Origin of the sequence: Polaribacter sp. Asnod1-A03 (assembly GCF_045063585.1) — a bacterium.
Classification (GTDB): domain Bacteria; phylum Bacteroidota; class Bacteroidia; order Flavobacteriales; family Flavobacteriaceae; genus Polaribacter.
Genome location: NZ_JBEFOE010000009.1, coordinates 1383554 through 1402722 on the forward strand (window position 1 = coordinate 1383554; position 19169 = coordinate 1402722).

Below are 19169 nucleotides of genomic sequence, written 5' to 3' on the forward strand. Positions count from 1 at the left end.
TTTATAAGAAACTATATTTTGATTTTTTATATCGGTTAAAACCTTATATTTAATTTTTATTCTTTAATTTGTTTATCATTGTCTAAACAATCAACACATTTATTATTACTACTTATAGTAGCTTCTACTAATTTAAAACACTCTTTGCATTTTAATAACTCTTTTCCAAATTCAAAATCACCACCTTTAATAAAAATCGACTTACCCTCTACAAATGCTTTCCCTATTTTTTTTAAAGCACTATTATAAATTCTGGTCAATGTTGGTCTAGAAATTTCCATCATTTCTGCAGCTATACCTTGAGACAGTTTGTCATAAATAACCAACTTAACAGTCTCATATTCTTCATATTGTAAAACAACCTGTTCAGTATCGCAAAACCTAATTCCAAATGGCTTAAAACCAAGCATTTTAGGTGGATTCTTAATTTTTCTTTTCTTTTTAGGGCGCGGCATTTTTTTAATTTAAAAATTAAATCTTTCTGTGTGATAAAAAACTGATGTATTTAAACAGAGAAAATTCAATAATTTAACAGAATTGTAAAGTACAATCTAAGTTATTAAACCTTTAGCACTTTAAATCGGGTGCAAATTTAATGAACTTAGGTTCATTATAAAAATATAAATCTTGTATATTAAATAATAATATTAAAAACACATTAAAATTGATTAAGTATTTTAATTTAGCTTTTTTTATATTTTTTTTACAAAATATGTAAGGAATATTATTTTAGAACGACTACAAAAGTTAGACTTTAAACAAACCTATTAGAAACTAATTATGAAAAAAATACTTATTACCGCAATTTCTGCAATTGTATTACTTGTTAGCTGCCAGAAAACAGCCAAAAAAGAAATAAATGTAGAAGAAGTAAAAACTGAAAAAGTAACACCTACTTTTTCTCAAAATATTGAAATAGCACATAAAAAAGATAGTTTTTTAAAACATGAAGCAATACAGTACAATGCAGTTATAGAATTTGGTGGAAACGAAATTTTTAACGCTACAGTTACGGTTTCTACAACTTCTGATCTTGCAAAAATTACTTATAAAAATGGAGATGAAATATATGTAGATAAAGAAAAAACATTTGTTTCTCCTAGTTTAAAAGACAATCCTGGAGTTCGTTTTCATGCTTATACTTGGAACTATTTTTTCCTTTTTCCTTATAAATTAAATGATGATGGTACTAAATGGAATGATGACTTTAAAACAAAAGAAACGACTCAAGCTTATAATACAGCTAAGTTAAGTTTTAAAGCAAACGTTGGTGACGCTCCTGATGATTGGTATATTGTTTATACAGATAAAGAAACAAATCTTTTAAATCATGCTGCATACATTGTATCTTTAGGTAAAACAGTAGAAGCTGCAGAAGCAGATCCTCATGCTATTAAATATATAGATTATAAAGAAATTGATGGAATTCCGTTTGCTACAAACTGGGAGTTTTATGGTTGGAGTCTTGAAGAAGGTTTAACTACTAAAATTGGTAGTGCAATACTTACTGATGTTAAATTCGTAGATGGTTTTAGAGATATCTTTAAAATTCCTGAAAATTATATTGCTAAATAACTTTTTAGAATAAAAAATCACAATATTTTAGATACCTCAAAATGTAAGCTACATTTTGAGGTTTTTCTTTACAAATTTTTTAGATTTATTTTAAATAAATCAACTAAAATAAAATTTATATACACTTTATAAATAGCTAAATACAAAATAATTGAACAAAATATAAAACTATATTTAATCATATAAAAAATTATTATAGTCATAATATTTATTATTATCTTCGACAAGTCTATGTTAATAACCTATAAAAGACATATAAGTGGAGCTCAGACCCCACTCAAATAAACGAGGCGAAACCGAAAAGCCATACGAGTAGGAAAATTATAATTATTTATGAAAAAGATAATTTTTAAATCATTATTTATTCTTTTAACAACTTTTTTATTAACAAGTTGTAATGCTAAGTTATATGGAGGCATGTCCAATTCAGGAGTACTTAGCAGTAACAATTTCCGTTACATTCACAAAAACCTTCAAGGTAAATCTCAAGCGACTTATATATTAGGAGTAGGCGGTTTTAACAGACAAAGTATTGTTAATGAAGCTAAAGAAAATATGCTAGCTTACGCTCCATTAGAGCCAAATCAGGCTTTGGTTAATGTAGTAGTAGATTTTAAAAAAACAAGATATTTGTTTTTCTTTAAAAAATTAAAATGCTATGTCTCTGGTGATATAGTTCAATTTCAATAAAATTTACAAAACGCATTAAATAAATATTTAATGCGTTTTTCTTTTAATTAGACATTTCAAACATGTTTAAATGTTTCTTTAAAATTCCAGAAGGTGTACTTTTTGTCTCATCAAAAACATTTGTATCACCAAATAAAATAAAGCTATCTCTTGCTCTAGAAACAGCTACATTTAGCATGTTGGGTTTATTATCTCTATCAAAAAACAACACCCCTTCATCTTTATCCGTATAAACGGAACTGAACAATACAATGTTACGCTCTGCACCTTGTAATGCATGCACAGTTCCTAATTTTATATCATTTACCTTAAAACCAGAAGCCATTAATGCTTTAGACAATTCTGTTTTCTGACTAGCAAATGGTGTAATGATGCCTAAAATACTTTCTATAGAATCTACATTATATGCTTTTATTATATCTTCTTTATACCTGTTTAACCATAGGATAATTGCTTTAACTTCATTTATGTTATGACGACTGTTAAATTTACGCTCACTAATACCATCTACATGATATGCCATCATAGAAGAAAAAATTTGATTTTTGCTAGCTTTTCCCTTCATTGGTTTTAAAATACCGTCATAAGCCAATTCATTACAAAAACCAATAATTTCGTCATTACACCTTCTATGCTCTAACAACAATAAACCATTCTCTTTTTTTGTAACTAATGATGTTTCATATTCACAAGCATTTTGTGCCATTTTCATGATACTTCCGCTAGAAGCTAAAAAACCAATTTCATTCAAGTATGCATTTTGTGCTTGATCTGCAACAATATTTAGATTGGTTAAATTACCATAATCAATCTTTGGTGGAATCGACCAAATAGGTTCTATTTGTTTTAAATCTCCCACAACAATTGCTTTTTGAGCCAAGGAAAATATAGGAATACTAATCTCTGGAGTTACCTGGCCAGCTTCATCAATAATTAATAAATCTAAAAAATTAAATAAAGGTAAATATTCAAAAATAGGTTTTCCCTCTTCATTCTCTCCTTGAAATTGACTGTACAAAAAATGTGTAGGAGCCGTGTATAATGTAGCAACAAAACAAGGTGTAAGCATTGCTCGTCGTTTCCATTTGGCAATTACTGTTTTTTCTCCTGTACCTTTTTCTGTTTCGTTTTCTAAAACATCTTCTGTCTCTAAAATCCATCTAGCTTCCCAATAATGAGTCGCTAATAAAAAAGCTTTATGTCGTAAACTTAAATCTATTTCATCATAAAAAAAACGATGAGATTTATCTTTAGATTCCATTTTTTTATACTCAAAATCCCACATTTGCTCCTCTGAAATAAATGGATAACCCGTTATATCATTTTTATGTTTCCAATTATTTAATTCTAAATTAGATGACAAAGCTAAATTAATATTTGCAATACATTTTTTTATAAATACTAATGCAGTTTCATTATTTATTAGATTTTTTTCATCTACTATAAAAAGATGTTCTGAGTTTGATATATTTTCTTCTGATGAAACTTTAAAATAACGTTTTATTTCATGAATAAAATGCCCCTCTTTAGAAAACGACTTAATCTTTGTAATAATGGCTCTCCATTCTTGTAATTTTGATATTTGAATTGCATTATTCTTAATGTGATCCGCTTTATTTAAGAGCAAATTATTTACTTTTTCTATAGAACTTAAATAATCTTGAGAAATACGAACGCCAACTATTAAATTATCTTCTATAATAGTAATTTCTTCTTGTAAGTGTGTACAAGCATCTTCTAGAGATTCTGCACTAAATCCAAAATATTCTAAGTATTTGCTATAATAAAAGTGTTTTGCATCTAATAAATATTTATCGTTTTCTAAGTCACACAAAGTACCTTCATTACCAAACATATTTCCTTTTAAATAGTTGATATTTTTTAAGGATTTTTCACTCTTAGAGTTCGATGGTAAATAAGTTGCATAACCATTAAAACCAGGAATCCATCTTTCTGCTAAATTGCCAAGAGTACTTTTAGAATTGATAAAACTGTCTATAATATTTGTAACCGCCTGATTATTTGTAGAACAGGCTAAAATAACCGGAGCTTCATCTCCATTAATTGCAGCTCTAACTACCTCTGTTGCCACTAAACTTTGTAATAAAGTAGTTTTACCAGTTCCTGGAGGTCCATTTACCGCAGTTATGGCATTTTCTTCTGCTGTAAAATACGATAGCAACGTTTTTCTTTGACTAATAGAAAGCGGAAATTCATTAGACATTTGCCCTAAATGTAAATGGTTGTAATCTAAAAAACCTCTATCTGTTATGGGGTTTCTTCTTTCTCTAATATTTGGATTAATTATTTTTGAAATTAACGGAAGCTCTTCCGTTTCATTTAATAAATTTTCATACAAAAAAAGAATACTTTTTGCTGCTGAAATTTTAGAACTTCTTGCAAAATAAGTTACTTTATGATTTGTTGTATACCCTTCTGTTCTATAATTACTTATGTTTTCATAAGTGATTTCAGAAAAAATCATATTTATATACTCCCAATAAGCGCTCCAAGTGATAACATCTTCTTCCGCTTCTGGTTCTTCTAGTTCTCTTGCTTCTGAAATTGTTTCTATTGATGAAAAAATAAAACCATTACCAACATCTGCAATAGGGTCTAAATAATTACGAACAATTAATGGAAAAACTTCTCTTGGAGCAGATAAATGACCAGAACGATTAACTCTAGCTGTTATCCAAAAAGGATAAATTGTTTTTTGTTTAAAGTTAGGATCATTCGTTTGAAAATCTAACTGAAAAGGTGCTATAATAATTTCTGTATCGAATACTTCGTGCCAATTTGGACTCTCTTTTTTAGCAATTCCTTTTATCCTATTAATTCTTTTTTCTTCAATATCCAGCATTTCAGAAGCATTTTTAGCATTAATAGTTCCTGCACTTAAATCTGAATAATTTTGATGAAATAAATTTTTGATTCTAGAAATATCAACAGCCAAGTTTTCACTATCCGTTAAACTGTTTTTATAATAATGTAACCAGTTTTTTATATTGCTCATGTCTCCTTTTAGAATTCTTAATTAATAAGTTAGAAAAATGGAGCGCGAATATATACTTTTAGATATTTATTTTGGTTGAATTAAACATCAATATTCTACTTAAAAAAACAATTAAAATGTTACTTACTGATGGTTAAGTTTTTAGTATCATTTTATTTTTAAGACAAAAAAATCTTTATGAAATAACCTGTTAAAGACATTATTTTTTATTGATTTTTAGTTTTTACAAAATCTATAAAAAACAAAAAACCTTACTATTTCTAGTAAGGTTTAAGTGAGCCCTGAAGGATTCGCTTAAAAATAAAACCTTGTTTAATTACATTTAACTCTATACCTTTGGTAAACAAGGGATGATATAATCAATTTTAACGCATTATTTATTTTCAAAAACATGGTTTCGTCCCCTTTTTAAAACATTTTCGTCCCCTATTTAATAAACTAGAATCAATCATAACTCTAGTTTATTAGAATAACCTTTAACTAAGGTTAATTAAACATAATCTAAATAATGGAATTAAAATTTGTACTGAGAAAAGATAAAGCAAATAAGAATGGACTTTGCCCTATTAGGGCAGATATATCTATAAATGGACAAAGAATAAGGAAAACGATTGTAGGTGTAAAATCATCTGAAAAGGATTGGAAGAACAATCGAATTAAAGCTAATTTAAAAAATGAAAAATATAATTTTCATGATGAGTACAATCAAAAAATAAAAGACTTTGAAGACAAAATTGATATTATCTTTAGATATATAAGATCTAATGACCTGACAGTTGATAAAGATTATATTATTAACAAAATCAATGATGAATATTTTGGTGAAAATAATTTAAAAAAAGATTTCTTTTCTATATATCAAGAATATATAGATAAATCAAAAAACAGAGTTGTTCCTGGTTCTATTAGAAGATATAAATCTAACAGAAAATTCTTTCAAGAATTTGAAGAATTTACAGGTTATACCATGCACTTTGATTCTATCAATTTAGATTTTTACGAAAAGTTAACTTCATACTGTTTTGAAGAAAGAGATACTCTAAACAATTACTTTGGTAAATTAGTTACAGGTATTAAAGCTTTTATGAATTGGGCTTTTGAAAGAGACTATCACCAAAATATAACTTTTAAAAAATTTAAAGCACCAAAAGATAGAATTGAAGTTATCTACTTGACAATAGATGAATTAAAAAAATTATACAATTTTAAATTTGAAAACCCAAAACTAGATAAAATCAGAGATTTATATTGCTTCTCAAGTTTTAGCGGACTAAGATTCAGTGATTTAAAAAACTTAAAAAGTTCTAATATTTATGGAGATTATATAAGATTTAATATCCAAAAAACAAGAACGATAGATCATATTACTCCCTTGAATAAATTTGCGAAAGAAATATTATCAAAATACAAAGAAACAATCTACGAACCATTACCAAAAATTAGTTCTCAGAAATATAATGAATACTTAAAAATTGTATGTGCCAAAGCTGGTATTACTCAAAAAGTAAACATTACTCGATTTATTGGTAGTAAACGTATTGATGAAGAAATTCCAAAATGTGATTTAATAACTAGCCATACCGCCAAAAAGACATTTGTATCTAATAGTCTTGCTTTGGGAATAAACCTAGAAGTCATTAAACAAACCACAGGGAATACAGATGACAAAACATTTGAAACTTACACACACTTATCTAATCAACTAAAAATAAAAGAAATAACAAAATATTGGGATAAAATTTAATATTATGAAAAAGCTGGATGAACTACTTTCAGGACTAAGTTATAAATATAAATACTTTAAAAATGAACTTTTAAAAAACAATAAAAACTTTAAAGTAATTTTAATTCCATATTTATTACTACTTATTTTTTTAGGGTATCAATTGTTTTCCCGAAGGAGTAATATTAACTTTTTCGGATATACTTTAAGTATAATTTTCTTTGCATTATATCTTCTAGCTATATATGCCCTTACTAAAATGATATTAGTTGAATTTGGAATTATAAAAAAAAACAAACTAGATTCTAAGTTTTTAAACTCTTCAAAACAACAGTTTCGGTTAAGTGAAAAAAAATATTTTAAACCGAATGAAACAACAAAGCTTCAAGATGAAGTTGTTATTTTAAATAAAAAAACATCAAATAATAACGAGTCTATTAAATCCGTAAAAGATGATTTAATAAAAGCAAATAAGAATCATACTGATTTCATTAAAAATCAATTTGAATCAACAGAAAATATTGTAAATAAAAACGCAAGTAAAATTGTAAACTTAAATAAAAAGACCTCAGATAATAGCGAGTCTATTAAATCGGTAAAAGCTGACCTAATAAAAGGAAATAACAATCATACTAAATTCATCAAAGAGCAATTTGAACCAATAAAAAATATTACAAATAAAAATAAAAATGAAATTGAATCCTTAAATAAAAAGACTTCAAATAATAGCGGAGCTATTAAATCGGTAAAAGGTGATCTAATAAAAGGAAATAAGAATCATACTGATTTCATTAAAAATGAATTTGAACCAACAAAAAATATTGTAAATAAAAATACAAGTAAAATAGAAACTTTAAATAAAAAAACGTCAAACAACAACGAGACTATTAAATCCGTAGAAGATGCTTTAATAAAAGAAAATAAAAATCATATTGATTTCCTAAAAAAAGAATTTGAACCAATAAAAAATATTGCAAATAGAAACACAACTGAAATTATAATCTCAAATAATAAAATCTCAGATAATTTAAATTCTATTAAATCAGTAAAAGATGATTTAATACAAAACCAGAAAGAAATTAAAAAGAAAAATTCTAAAATTGAGACAATAAAAATTCTAACAGATAATTCAAATAATTCTATTGAGATTATGTTAATTAACATCAAAAAAATTTTTAAAAAACATAAGAATTTATTTAAAAATTTAGATGTTGACAATTTTATAGCAATGGTTTTTAATGGAGAGAATAAAAGTAACCCAAAAAAATTAAAAGAAGAGGAACTAAAAAATGTCTATGCGATTATTACCCTCATGATCAAAGAAAAAAAGATACACTCAATAGATTCCGAACTTGCTAGAATTTTAATTAAATACTTCGACTTAGAGGTAACTCCTAAAACGGTAAAAAATAGAATAGCTGAAATAAAAAAAGACCAAAATTTTTTAATTAGTAAAATCAATGAAAATAGCATAATAGATAAAATTTCCAAAATCTAAAGAAATAAATCACCCATAAACAACTGACTTACAACACGTAATCCATTTATAATTTCCAATTCAAATTGGAAATTATAAATGGATTTTCTTTTTAATAAATATTTGCAGTGTAGAATTAACATTAATAAACCTTAATCCAACATTATGCAAAACAAAGTATTATACGCTTACTCAGAAAATCAAATAGAAAAAATATTTGAAAAACAATTCAATAAATTCTTTAAAGGTATAACTCCAAAATCCATTACTAAAGAAATCCCAGAAGAAGATAGACTTAGCCAACAGGAAGCTGCAAGCTTCGTAGGTAAGACAGTACAAACACTTATAGCTTGGAAGAAAAAAAAGAAAATTCCTTTTTATCAAATTGAAGGCACCATATTTTATTCAAAATCTGAATTATTAGAGTATGCTAGAAATCATCCTAAAGATTTTAATCACCTATAAAAAAAGCATTGAGTGTCCGCTCAATGCTATATATATATTTTACTAAACAGTATTAACCTATACCGTATCAACTAAACAAATATACGGTTTAAAATTCTATTCAGAATAATGGATTTCCAAAAATCAAAAAAATGAATAATGTTAAGAATAACATAAGAAAGAATTTTACCATAGCTCCTAATGAATTAATCAATGATAATAATATTACTGACAGAGCCCGATTTTTATTCATTTACATGAGTTCTAAACCTCATGGTTGGGTTTATTACAATCGTCAGCTTTCCAATGCCTTAAACTACTCAATTGACACTTTAAGGAAATATTTAAAAGAATTGATTGTTTCTGGTTGGATAATTAAAGAAAAACAGAAAAGAATATCTGGGAAATTTACCTCAAACACATACGTATTAAATTCTGAACCAGTAATGATTTTACCGTGTCGGAAAAATACCGACACGGTAAAAAACCGTCACAGAAAAAACCCCAGACATAGTAATAAAGAATATACTAAAAAAGAAAATATAAAAAGAAATAATTTAATTAAATGAAATAAAAAAATTACAAAAGTTATGAGTTTAAAATCAGTGCAAAAAATTATTCAAAATATTGTTTTTGAAAAAAGAAAAAAAGTTGCTAAAAAAAAAGAAAAAATTATGACCACAAACCAATTAAAAGAACTTTTCAATAAAGAGGCAAAAAAGCATTATGCTATTAAAAGAAGATCCTTTGAAATAGATGAGAATAATAAACAATTTTTAAACGCTTTTTGTAAATACTTTGCACAAGATCCTACTTTTGAAACAGAACATAATGGGGATTTAAATAAAGGATTATTTGTTTTTGGAAATAATGGTACAGGCAAAACTTCAAGTTTTAAAATTATTCAGAACATATCAAAACTATATGCTATTAAACAATTATGGTTACCTATGATTTCTACCCAAAATGTAATTCAACAATTCAATCTTTCAGAAAGCAATAAAAAGGATTATATCATCAAATACTATGCTAAAGGCACATATTTATTTGATGATTTAGGATCTGAAAAAGAAGCTTCAAACTATGGGAAGGAAGATATTTTTATAAGGATTTTAGAACATAGATATAATGAATTTATAAGTAAAGGAACAAGAACTTTTATAACTTCAAACTTAAACTTTGAAGAAATAAAAGAAAGATATGGTGTAAGAGTTTACGATCGTTTTTATCAAATGTTTAATCAAATTAAACTTGATGGAGAAAGTAGAAGGTTATAAAATATTCAAGGTAAAATTCATTCTTAAGAAGCAGTTTTGTTTGCGTGCTAAAATGTGTTCTATAAAGAAGCAAGTTGGTCAGGGGTGAAAAACCCCTAAAAAACTTGCCCTACGGGGTTTAAAACACTGGTATTATTGACTTTAGGTCAATAAAAAAAATATAACATTTTATAATAGAATTATAAACAAACACCTAACACACTAATTATCAGTAATAAAAAATATAAATATGAAGAAAAAAAGCATTTTAATTAAAGAATTTCATCATAAAGAATTGGTGAAAATTTCTAGAACTTTTGGGTCACAATATGGAGATTTAATTGAATCCATGATTATCTATTTTAAGAAAACAGGTATTAATCCTATAGAAGCAATTAACGAAAACCCTGCTGCTATGGTAAAGGTCTTAGATAAGAGAATTGTATCGTTTTTAAAAGTACAAGAACGAGATATTTTAAAGCCATTAAGAAATGAAGTTTATCAGTATTCAGGCGAACAAAAAGAACAATTTTTAAATCTATCAAAATGGGTAAAAGATGCTGTAATAAAAATAAATGACTTTGATAGTAATAGAACAAAAAGCTTTACAAAAGAACTCAGTAAACTTAAAGAAGAGTTAAATAAAGTTGAAAGAAAAATATACAAACAACAAGAAGCTTTTATCGAAATAGCTCAATTAATAGATACTAAAAACAAATCTGGAATTAAAGGAACCCTTAAATCTCTTTTTGAATAATGCCAATTAGTAAACCACATAGTACACTTGGCGCTACAAATACTTCTAGTTGTATTGATCTAGCTATGTATCTAGAAAAAGAAAATAATGATCTAGATAAGCTTTTACAAAAGGCAAATTCAATTGATGAAAAAAGAGAAATTGAAAGTAGAAAACAATTCTTTTTCTCCCATTCTAAAAATAACATTAGCACCAATGAAGTAATCTCTAGTATTGATAAGAATATTAAAAAATTAGGCAAAAAAGATGCTAAATACTTTGCTCCAACAATCAACTTTAGTAAAGAAGAACTAAAGCACATTATACAATCGGTTACAGACAAAAAAGAAGTTAAAAATGTTTGGGAGCTTAATGCTAGATCATATGAATTGTTTAATGACAAAATTAAGGAGTACACAAAATTGATAATGACAAATTATGCAAAGAACTTTAATAGAGAAAACAAAGGATTAAAATCTGGAAACGACTTGGTTTATTTTGCCAAAATTGAACATTTTAGAAAGTTTAAAGGAACAGATGATGAAGTTCTAAAAGGTATTTATAAAGCAGGAGATTTAAAACCAGGAATTAATTCTCACGTGCATTTAATTGTCAGTAGAAAAGATAAAACTCAAAAATTAAAATTAACTCCTACAACCAAAGAGCGATCTACAATAAGAACTATTGGAGGAAACACGTATCATGTTGGTTTTGATAGAATGAAATGGATTAACATGAATGAAAAAAGTTTTGATGATTTTTTTCAATACAAACGAAAAGAACGAGAGAAATTTATCAATCAATATATATTAAAAAATGGTTCTCCTAAAGAAAAAGAAGCACTTTTAAAAGAAATAGAAACTAAAGAGCAAGCAATCGAAAATACCCAAAATTATGTCAAAAATAATACTCATAACACATCAAAAGGGAGGCGTTGGTAAAAGTACACTTACCTTTAACCTTGCTCAAAATATTTCTAAAAATGCTAAAGTGGCAGTTTTAGACTTTGATTTACAAGGAAGTTTATCTCAATTAAAAGAATTAGTTACAGATTTTGAAATTATCCCTTTTAAGGATGAAATAGATGATATTCCAAAGCTAGATTATGATTTTATCTTTATCGATACACCTCCTTACCTATCCAATCACTTACCCAAATTGATTGCAATAGCAGATTTAGTAATTACCCCCACTAAAGCAGGAATATTAGATCTACTAGCCATTAAAGGCTCTTTAGAACTTATAGAACACGCAAATAAAACCTCAGAAACATTGGTTGTGTTTAACATGATAAAAGCCAACACCACTTTAACCATAGATATCTTAATTGGTTTGGAAGAATACAACGTAAAAATAGCAAATACACACATAAGCGATTTGGTTGCTTTTACCAGATCTGTTTTAGTTAAAGGAGTTAAAAATGATAAAAATGCTCAAAAACAATTAGACAATCTCACTAAAGAAATATTAACAAAATTGATATAAATATAGATTTCTACATGTCTACTATTATATAAAAATACAATTCTATCATTATGGAAAAACAAAACATCAACGAGCTTATTAATAAAGCTAAATCTAGTAATCAGAGCAAAACAATTCAAAAAATTGTTCCAATAGCAGTAAAAGAAACAGAAGAAATTCAATTTTCATTTTACATAGAAAAAGAATTACTTAAAAAAGTAAAACTAAAAGCAGTACAACAAGAAACTAGTATGAAACAACTTGTGAACAATGCAATTAAAAAGTTCCTAAAACCAATCTAGTTCAGATCTTCTAAATAATTAAAAATATTAAGGAATCAAACAAAAAAAACATTCAAACAGGTTGGATTTAAAAATCTAAGATTTGTTGAAAAATTTACAATTAACATCAATTTATAATAATTTAAAACAGAAAAAACATGTATTCAAAAAACGATAATATTATTGTTGGACTTTTAAAAAATATGATTAAAAAAAGCATTACTCATCATTCAAAAGAATTTAAAGTGTTGGATGATTTTTTCTTTGAAGTTGAATTAAACATTTCAGGATTTGAAGAAGATTTAATTGAAAAAGGAATTGAAGATTTATGTTCCAACTCTAAATGGTATAAAATAAATGGAGCACATGTTTTATCGCCTGATATCACAGCTGTAAGAATTAATTGTACAGATGAAAAATTAAAATTTCATATACTAAAGCAAAAGTTAATAGAATTTAGAGACTTAGTTTTAGGTGAAAAATAATTTTATCGTTTTATATTTTTATACACTTATTATACTTATGAACAATTATACTTTTATATAGATAGACAAACTACACGTGAGCCTGCCGCTCGGGCTCATTTTCAAAATCAGTTAATAATTTCTAGTTAAATGATAAAAATAATCAACTGATTTTGAAAACGGAAAAACTACATGGGTATATTTTACCCTTAAAACACAAACGAAGGTAAATTATCGTAAAATTTACCTTCGTTTTTTAGTAAATAAAATGTATACTTATATAGAAATACTTTTATAAAAATGTGCTTTTATACAATTGTACTTTTGTAAAAAAATATATTTAGACTTTTATATAATTATATCAAATTAAAGACTTCTTCAAAGCCTCTAACTCTACTCCCAACCCATTAAACATTTGAATAATACTACTTAATTTCAGCTCGTGCTCCTCATATTCTTGTGTATTAATACTACAGGTAAATCTCCATAATTCTAAAATTTCAGAAACAGGAACTTCATAGGGTTGATAACTTGGGTTGTCTGGTTTTAATAAAAATGATTCATTTTCTTCAATTTGATTATAAACTCTTTTATAAGTCAGTCCATCATTTTTTGTAATTACAATATAGGAATCTCCACTTTTTATATTTTTTATATCTTCTACAAATTCAGCAACCACATAAGAACCATCTTTCATAGGCAACATAGAATCTCCTTTTATCGGAAATGCTCTATGTTTTCCTGTTGGTAAGAATGGTAATTTTATCTTTTCTAATTGTTCTATAAATTCAGGATCATCATAGCCTAATAAATAACCTGCAGAGGCTTTTACAGAAACTACCTCTATTAGATTTTCATTATCACTATCAACCGTAATCGGAAATAATACTCTTTTATCGCCAACCTCAATAAACGACACATCTTGTGCTTTTGTTAAATCCTTCTTTACTAAAATATCTATCGGAATTCTAAAGTAATCAGAAAAAGCGATTAAAAATTCTATAGTTGGTGAAGATCTATTCTCTTCATAAGAACTTATTCTAGATCTAGTTACAGATAATTCCTCTGCCAAACCTTCTTGACTGAAGCCTTTTAAACCTCTTAAATGTTTGATGTTTTTTGCTAAAATTTTCATATTGCTACAATTACAAGCAACAAATGTATGTATTTGTAGCTAATTTTGTGCTATGAAAAAAAACATTTTACATCTTGATTTAGATACTTTTTTTGTCTCTTGCGAAAGATTAATTGATAGCAGACTGAAAAAGAAACCTTTACTTGTTGGAGGAACTGGAGATCGTGGCGTAGTTGCAGCGTGTAGTTATGAAACAAGACGTTTTGGTGTACATTCTGGAATGTCCATGAAAATAGCAAGAAAACTCTGTCCTGAAGCAGTAATTATTAGAGGAAATACAAGTATTTATTCAAAATATTCGAACATCGTAACAGAAATTATCAAAGAGAAAGTACCTGTTTTTGAAAAAGCCAGTATTGATGAATTTTATGCTGATTTAACAGGGATGGATGCTTTTTTTGGAAGTTATAAGTATGCTTCTGAATTAAGACAACGTATTATTTCTGAAAGTGGATTACCTATTTCTTTCGGAATGTCTCAAAATAAAATAGTTTCTAAAGTAGCTACTGGAGAAGCAAAACCAAACAATCAATTATTAATTAACGACGGATTTGAAAAAGCTTTTCTAGCTCCTTTATCAATCCGTAAAATTCCATCAGTTGGAGAAAAAACATATCATACACTAAGAAACCTAGGAGTTGATAAGGTGAAAGTGATTCAAGAAATGCCATTAGAGATGATGATAAGCGTTTTAGGTGCAAATGGGAAAACAATATGGAAGCGCGCAAACGGAATCGACAACCCTCCTATTATCGCTTTTCACGAACGTAAATCTCTATCAACCGAAAGAACGTTTCATAAAGACACCATTGATATGGAAAAACTCAAAAACACCATTTTTGCAATGGCAGAAAACTTGTCTTATCAATTAAGGAAAGGAGATAAATTGGCATCAACTATAAGTGTTAAAATTAGATATTCAGATTTTAACACCTACAGTAAACAAATCAAAATTCCTTATACAAGTGCAGATCACATCATTATTCCTGCAGTTTTAGAACTCTTTAAAAAACTATATCAAAGAAGATTATTAATTCGATTAATTGGAGTAAAAATTTCTGATATCGTTAGTGGGAATTATCAAATAAACCTTTTTGATGATACTGAACAAATGTTGCATTTATATAATGCAATGGACAACGTTCGTAATAAATATGGAGAAGGAAGTATCATGAGAGCTTCCTCTATGGGTGCAAAATCTATCGGAAGATTTAGCAATCCATTTAACGGAGAACCACCTCTAGTCTTAGCTCATAGAAAACAATAATTTATGTATTTAAATTGTCATTCATATTATTCTTTAAGGTTTGGAACTTTTTCTGAAGTTGCTTTGCTACAACTTGCCCAAGAGAATTTTATAAATGCAATAGCGTTAACGGATATTAATAACACATCTGCTTGTATGAATTTTATTCAGCAAGCTAAAAAAACAAACATAAAACCAATTATAGGCGTGGATTTTAGAAATGGTAATCAACAACAATTTGTTGCCATTGCTAAAAACAATAACGGTTTTAAAAATATCAACCGATACTTATCTTCTTTTTTAGAAAGCAAAACACCTTTTCCAGATCAACCCAAATACCTAGAAGATGTAATTATCATTTTTCCTTTTGAAAAAGTATTAGAGCTCAATTTAAAGGCTTTTAGAGAAAATGAATTTATTGGAATTTCAGTTGAAGAAATTAACAAACTTCGTTTTTCTTATTTAAATCGTTTTAAAGATAAATTGGTTATTCAACAACAAGTAACCATACGTGGTAAAAAAGATTTTAATGCCCATAGACTTTTACGTGCTATAGATAACAATGCTCTGTTAAGTAAATTGCATACTTCAGAAGAATGTAGAGAGACAGATGTGATGTATTCAAAATCAGAACTACTTGCCTATTTTGAAGAATTTCCAAATATTATCGCAAATACAAAAAGCATTATTGATACCTGTTTTATAGATTTTGGATTTGATGAAGAAAGAGAAAATCAGAATCAAAATTTGTATTTGAATTCATTTGAAGAAGATTGTAAAATGCTTTTAGAATTATGTGATTCTAAAATTAAGAATCGTTACCAGAATCCAAATGAAAAAGTATTAGCGCGTTTAAAAAAAGAATTAAATGTTATTATTGATTTGAAGTTTGTTTCCTTCTTTTTAATCAATTATGATATTATTAATTACGCCAAAAGAAATAACTTTTTTCACGTTGGAAGAGGATCTGGAGCAAATAGTATTGTTGCTTATATTATTGGAATTACAGATGTAGATCCTGTAGAATTAGATCTATATTTCGAACGTTTTATCAATCCTTTTAGAGCTTCTCCACCCGATTTTGATATTGACTTCTCTTGGAAAGACAGAAATACAGTTACTCAATATATTTTTAATCGGTTTGATAATGTTGCCTTATTAGCAACTTATAATACTTTTAAATACAGAGCAGTTGTACGTGAATTAGGAAAAGTATTTGGGTTACCAAAAGAAGAAATTGACAAACTAAGTAAAGGTATCAAATCAGATCAATTAGATGACATCTCTAAATTGGTTTTAAAATACGGAAAACTCATTGAAGGTTTTCCGAATTATGTAAGTGTGCATTCTGCAGGTATTTTAATTTTAGATAAATCCATTCATTATTTTTCGGCAACAAGTATGCCTCCAAAAGGGTTTCCTACGGTTCAATTTGATATGAATATTGCAGATGATGTGGGTATTTTTAAGTTTGATATTTTAGGTCAAAGAGGTTTAGCAAAAATTAAAGATGCATTAGAAATTATCAAGGAAAATAATCCTAATGCTCCACCGATAGATATTACAGATGTAGAAAAATTTAAAAAAGATAAAAAAATAAATACGCTCTTAAAAACAGGTGGAGCTATTGGTGCTTACTATGTAGAATCTCCTGCTATGAGAGGTTTAATGCAAAAATTACAAACTCAGGATTATCTAGGCTTGGTCGCAGCAAGTTCTATCATTCGTCCTGGTGTTTCTGGCTCTGGAATGAAAGATGAATTTATTAAAAGACATCGTTTTCCTGAAAAAAGAAAAGAAGCGCATCCTATTTTATTAGAAATTATGCCAGAAACTTATGGTGTTATGGTCTATCAAGAAGATGTGATGAAAGTAGCAAATAAATTTGCAGATTTAACTTTGGGTGAAGCGGATGTTTTAAGACGTGGAATGAGTGGAAAATATCGTTCCGTAGAAGAATTTAAAGCTGTTGAAAATAAATTCATTGATAATTGTAGAAAAAAAGGCTTTAAAGATGAATTAATTTTTGAAGTTTGGAATCAAATTAAAAGTTTTGCTGGCTATGCTTTTGCTAAAGGACATTCAGCTTCTTATGCTGTAGAAAGTTACCAAAGTTTATTTTTAAAATGCTACTACCCTATTGAATTTATGGTCGCTGTTTTAAATAATGGTGGTGGATTTTATTCTACCGAACATTATATTCACGAAGCTAAAATGTGTGGTGCAACTATTGAATTGCCTTGTATTAATAAAAGTGATCACGCAAATTCTGTTATTAAAAAAACGATCTTTCTAGGTTTTGGGTATATAAAAAACTTAGAAGATATTACTATTCAACGATTTTTAACCGAACGCCAATTAAATGGGGTTTTTCTTTCTTTGGATGATTTTATTGACCGAATTAAAATATCCATAGAACAACTAACGATTCTTGTTAGAATTGATGCTTTTCGTTTTACCAACAAAACAAAAAATGAATTGTTATGGCATGCCATTTTTAAAACCAATGCATCGAAACAAAAATCGAAACAATCTCAATTATTTAAAATTCAAACTACAAAATATGAAATTCCTAAATTAAAATTCCATTGGTTAGAAAATGTGTATGATGAAATGGAATTGCTAGGCTTTACCATTCATAATTATTTTAAATTGGTTACAGAACCTTTTTTACCAAGTATTAAAGCAAATCAGATGGTAGATTTTACAAATCAAAATGTTTTAATTTATGGTTTATTGGTAACTACTCGTTTCAACAAAACGTCTCAAAACAAATTAATGAGACTTAGTACCTTTATTGATGAAAATGGTATTTATTTTGATGCTGTTCATTTTACAGATGTTGTACATCAATACCCAATAAACGGAATGGGAATTTATGGTTGTTATGGCAAAATTACTAATAGATATGGTTTTTGTAGTATGAATATTATTCAGTCTAAAAAGATGGGTATTGCTGTTGATCCTAGACAATAGTTTATACTTTTATTTATCTAAATCTTGGTCAATTTGAAAATTTATTTTATTTAAATACCATTTCAAAATTAGAAATATTTGTAATTTACACTTTCAAAATTGTTACGAAAAAGAGCTTATGAAATTCATCTACATACACGGTTTAAACTCTAGTAAAGAAAGTAATAAATATAAAATATTACAAGAAAAATTTGGAGATACTATTTCTATTTTTGAATGGTGTCCTGAAGAAAAAGATATAGTAAAAAGGTTAAAAAAATTAACTCTAAAAATAAAAGATTCTATAGATGAAGTAACCATTATTGGAGATTCTACTGGCTGTAATTTTTCTTTACAATTAAGAAAAATGCTAAACGATTATGGTGTATTTACAAGGTGCGTATTGATATCTCCTTTACTATCGCTAAGACAATTAAATGATTTAAGTATTTTTAATAAAACATTAGAAAAACAAATTATCGATTTTAGTTATTTCAAAGAAACTTTAATACTAAAACCTTTGCACGACGAGCTTCTATCTTACAATTTTAATGATTTTATAATAAATAATAATCTCATTATAAATTGTAATACTACTCATAGGTTTCCAATTCTTAAAAATCACATAATAGATATAAAAAATTATATTAAAAGTATTTATTTATAAAATAGACTTATCTCAAAATTTTATACATTTCTATAAATCT

18 protein-coding genes are annotated in these 19169 nt (G+C 27.0%); 15 read left to right on the top strand and 3 right to left on the bottom strand.

Annotated elements, in window-relative coordinates; all coding sequences use genetic code 11:
- Positions 1 to 56 precede the first annotated feature (56 nt).
- On the bottom strand, positions 57 to 455 hold the full coding sequence (locus tag ACJJVY_RS06635) for a DUF134 domain-containing protein (protein ID WP_405606216.1): 399 nt from the start codon (positions 453 to 455) through the stop codon (positions 57 to 59).
- A gap of 325 nt (positions 456 to 780) precedes the next feature.
- Here ACJJVY_RS06635 and ACJJVY_RS06640 point away from each other — a divergent pair, with 325 nt between their 5' ends.
- The gene (locus ACJJVY_RS06640; protein WP_405606217.1) at positions 781 to 1575 is read left to right on the top strand and encodes a hypothetical protein; all 795 of its coding nucleotides are present in this window, start codon (positions 781 to 783) and stop codon (positions 1573 to 1575) included.
- A gap of 333 nt (positions 1576 to 1908) precedes the next feature.
- On the top strand, positions 1909 to 2265 hold the full coding sequence (locus ACJJVY_RS06645) for a DUF6567 family protein (protein ID WP_405606218.1): 357 nt from the start codon (positions 1909 to 1911) through the stop codon (positions 2263 to 2265).
- Positions 2266 to 2308: 43 nt separating this feature from the next.
- Here the strand turns inward: ACJJVY_RS06645 and ACJJVY_RS06650 are convergent, their stop codons facing one another.
- Positions 2309 to 5281 carry an AAA domain-containing protein gene (locus ACJJVY_RS06650; protein WP_405606219.1) on the bottom strand — a complete coding sequence of 991 codons (2973 nt, stop codon included), beginning with the start codon at positions 5279 to 5281 and terminating at the stop codon, positions 2309 to 2311.
- 508 nt (positions 5282 to 5789) lie between these two features.
- Here ACJJVY_RS06650 and ACJJVY_RS06655 point away from each other — a divergent pair.
- The 10 genes from ACJJVY_RS06655 to ACJJVY_RS06700 all read left to right on the top strand — a co-directional run bounded on the left by ACJJVY_RS06655 (position 5790) and on the right by ACJJVY_RS06700 (position 13147).
- Positions 5790 to 7025, top strand: coding sequence for a phage integrase SAM-like domain-containing protein (locus ACJJVY_RS06655; protein WP_405606220.1), 1236 nt, complete (start codon positions 5790 to 5792; stop codon positions 7023 to 7025).
- Between the two features lie 4 nt (positions 7026 to 7029).
- Entirely contained in the window at positions 7030 to 8502 is a 1473-nt protein-coding gene (locus ACJJVY_RS06660) for a hypothetical protein (RefSeq protein ID WP_405606221.1), read from the top strand.
- A gap of 144 nt (positions 8503 to 8646) precedes the next feature.
- Positions 8647 to 8946 (top strand): helix-turn-helix domain-containing protein, encoded by a 300-nt coding sequence (locus tag ACJJVY_RS06665; RefSeq protein WP_405606222.1) that lies wholly within the window; start codon positions 8647 to 8649, stop codon positions 8944 to 8946.
- A gap of 131 nt (positions 8947 to 9077) precedes the next feature.
- Positions 9078 to 9494: a hypothetical protein gene (locus ACJJVY_RS06670; RefSeq protein ID WP_405606223.1), complete on the top strand. Its 417-nt coding sequence runs from the start codon at positions 9078 to 9080 to the stop codon at positions 9492 to 9494.
- Between the two features lie 21 nt (positions 9495 to 9515).
- Entirely contained in the window at positions 9516 to 10202 is a 687-nt protein-coding gene (locus tag ACJJVY_RS06675; protein ID WP_405606224.1) for a hypothetical protein, read from the top strand.
- 229 nt (positions 10203 to 10431) lie between these two features.
- Complete coding sequence (locus tag ACJJVY_RS06680) at positions 10432 to 10938, top strand: BfmA/BtgA family mobilization protein (protein WP_405606225.1); 507 nt, start codon at positions 10432 to 10434, stop codon at positions 10936 to 10938.
- Positions 10938 to 11858 (top strand): DUF5712 family protein, encoded by a 921-nt coding sequence (locus tag ACJJVY_RS06685; protein WP_405606226.1) that lies wholly within the window; start codon positions 10938 to 10940, stop codon positions 11856 to 11858. The genes ACJJVY_RS06680 and ACJJVY_RS06685 overlap by 1 nt, the downstream gene beginning before the upstream one ends.
- Positions 11812 to 12402 carry an AAA family ATPase gene (locus ACJJVY_RS06690; RefSeq protein WP_405606227.1) on the top strand — a complete coding sequence of 197 codons (591 nt, stop codon included), beginning with the start codon at positions 11812 to 11814 and terminating at the stop codon, positions 12400 to 12402. The genes ACJJVY_RS06685 and ACJJVY_RS06690 overlap by 47 nt, the downstream gene beginning before the upstream one ends.
- A 50-nt stretch (positions 12403 to 12452) precedes the next feature.
- The gene (locus tag ACJJVY_RS06695) at positions 12453 to 12683 is read left to right on the top strand and encodes a hypothetical protein (protein WP_405606228.1); all 231 of its coding nucleotides are present in this window, start codon (positions 12453 to 12455) and stop codon (positions 12681 to 12683) included.
- 137 nt (positions 12684 to 12820) lie between these two features.
- Entirely contained in the window at positions 12821 to 13147 is a 327-nt protein-coding gene (locus ACJJVY_RS06700) for a hypothetical protein (protein ID WP_405606229.1), read from the top strand.
- A gap of 340 nt (positions 13148 to 13487) precedes the next feature.
- Here ACJJVY_RS06700 and ACJJVY_RS06705 read toward each other — a convergent pair whose 3' ends face one another.
- The gene (locus ACJJVY_RS06705) at positions 13488 to 14261 is read right to left on the bottom strand and encodes an XRE family transcriptional regulator (protein WP_405606230.1); all 774 of its coding nucleotides are present in this window, start codon (positions 14259 to 14261) and stop codon (positions 13488 to 13490) included.
- A gap of 52 nt (positions 14262 to 14313) precedes the next feature.
- Here ACJJVY_RS06705 and dinB point away from each other — a divergent pair, with 52 nt between their 5' ends.
- The 3 genes from dinB to ACJJVY_RS06720 all read left to right on the top strand — a co-directional run bounded on the left by dinB (position 14314) and on the right by ACJJVY_RS06720 (position 19129).
- Positions 14314 to 15528, top strand: coding sequence for a DNA polymerase IV (gene dinB / locus ACJJVY_RS06710; RefSeq protein ID WP_405606231.1), 1215 nt, complete (start codon positions 14314 to 14316; stop codon positions 15526 to 15528).
- Positions 15529 to 15531: 3 nt separating this feature from the next.
- Positions 15532 to 18483 (top strand): DNA polymerase III subunit alpha, encoded by a 2952-nt coding sequence (locus ACJJVY_RS06715; protein ID WP_405606232.1) that lies wholly within the window; start codon positions 15532 to 15534, stop codon positions 18481 to 18483.
- A gap of 118 nt (positions 18484 to 18601) precedes the next feature.
- Complete coding sequence (locus ACJJVY_RS06720) at positions 18602 to 19129, top strand: YqiA/YcfP family alpha/beta fold hydrolase (protein WP_405606233.1); 528 nt, start codon at positions 18602 to 18604, stop codon at positions 19127 to 19129.
- Positions 19130 to 19169: the final 40 nt, after the last annotated feature.

What these genes read in the sequence shown, in the direction of transcription:
- ACJJVY_RS06720 (WP_405606233.1), top strand. Translation starts at nt 18,602, where the DNA reads ATGAAATTCATCTACATACACGGTTTAAACTCTAGTAAAGAAAGTAAT.
- ACJJVY_RS06715 (WP_405606232.1), top strand. Translation starts at nt 15,532, where the DNA reads ATGTATTTAAATTGTCATTCATATTATTCTTTAAGGTTTGGAACTTTT.
- ACJJVY_RS06685 (WP_405606226.1), top strand. Translation starts at nt 10,938, where the DNA reads ATGCCAATTAGTAAACCACATAGTACACTTGGCGCTACAAATACTTCT.
- ACJJVY_RS06665 (WP_405606222.1), top strand. Translation starts at nt 8,647, where the DNA reads ATGCAAAACAAAGTATTATACGCTTACTCAGAAAATCAAATAGAAAAA.
- ACJJVY_RS06655 (WP_405606220.1), top strand. Translation starts at nt 5,790, where the DNA reads ATGGAATTAAAATTTGTACTGAGAAAAGATAAAGCAAATAAGAATGGA.
- ACJJVY_RS06645 (WP_405606218.1), top strand. Translation starts at nt 1,909, where the DNA reads ATGAAAAAGATAATTTTTAAATCATTATTTATTCTTTTAACAACTTTT.
- ACJJVY_RS06635 (WP_405606216.1), bottom strand. Translation starts at nt 455, where the DNA reads ATGCCGCGCCCTAAAAAGAAAAGAAAAATTAAGAATCCACCTAAAATG.
- ACJJVY_RS06690 (WP_405606227.1), top strand. Translation starts at nt 11,812, where the DNA reads ATGTCAAAAATAATACTCATAACACATCAAAAGGGAGGCGTTGGTAAA.
- ACJJVY_RS06670 (WP_405606223.1), top strand. Translation starts at nt 9,078, where the DNA reads ATGAATAATGTTAAGAATAACATAAGAAAGAATTTTACCATAGCTCCT.
- ACJJVY_RS06705 (WP_405606230.1), bottom strand. Translation starts at nt 14,261, where the DNA reads ATGAAAATTTTAGCAAAAAACATCAAACATTTAAGAGGTTTAAAAGGC.
- ACJJVY_RS06700 (WP_405606229.1), top strand. Translation starts at nt 12,821, where the DNA reads ATGTATTCAAAAAACGATAATATTATTGTTGGACTTTTAAAAAATATG.
- ACJJVY_RS06660 (WP_405606221.1), top strand. Translation starts at nt 7,030, where the DNA reads ATGAAAAAGCTGGATGAACTACTTTCAGGACTAAGTTATAAATATAAA.
- dinB (WP_405606231.1), top strand. Translation starts at nt 14,314, where the DNA reads ATGAAAAAAAACATTTTACATCTTGATTTAGATACTTTTTTTGTCTCT.
- ACJJVY_RS06640 (WP_405606217.1), top strand. Translation starts at nt 781, where the DNA reads ATGAAAAAAATACTTATTACCGCAATTTCTGCAATTGTATTACTTGTT.
- ACJJVY_RS06675 (WP_405606224.1), top strand. Translation starts at nt 9,516, where the DNA reads ATGAGTTTAAAATCAGTGCAAAAAATTATTCAAAATATTGTTTTTGAA.
- ACJJVY_RS06695 (WP_405606228.1), top strand. Translation starts at nt 12,453, where the DNA reads ATGGAAAAACAAAACATCAACGAGCTTATTAATAAAGCTAAATCTAGT.
- ACJJVY_RS06650 (WP_405606219.1), bottom strand. Translation starts at nt 5,281, where the DNA reads ATGAGCAATATAAAAAACTGGTTACATTATTATAAAAACAGTTTAACG.
- ACJJVY_RS06680 (WP_405606225.1), top strand. Translation starts at nt 10,432, where the DNA reads ATGAAGAAAAAAAGCATTTTAATTAAAGAATTTCATCATAAAGAATTG.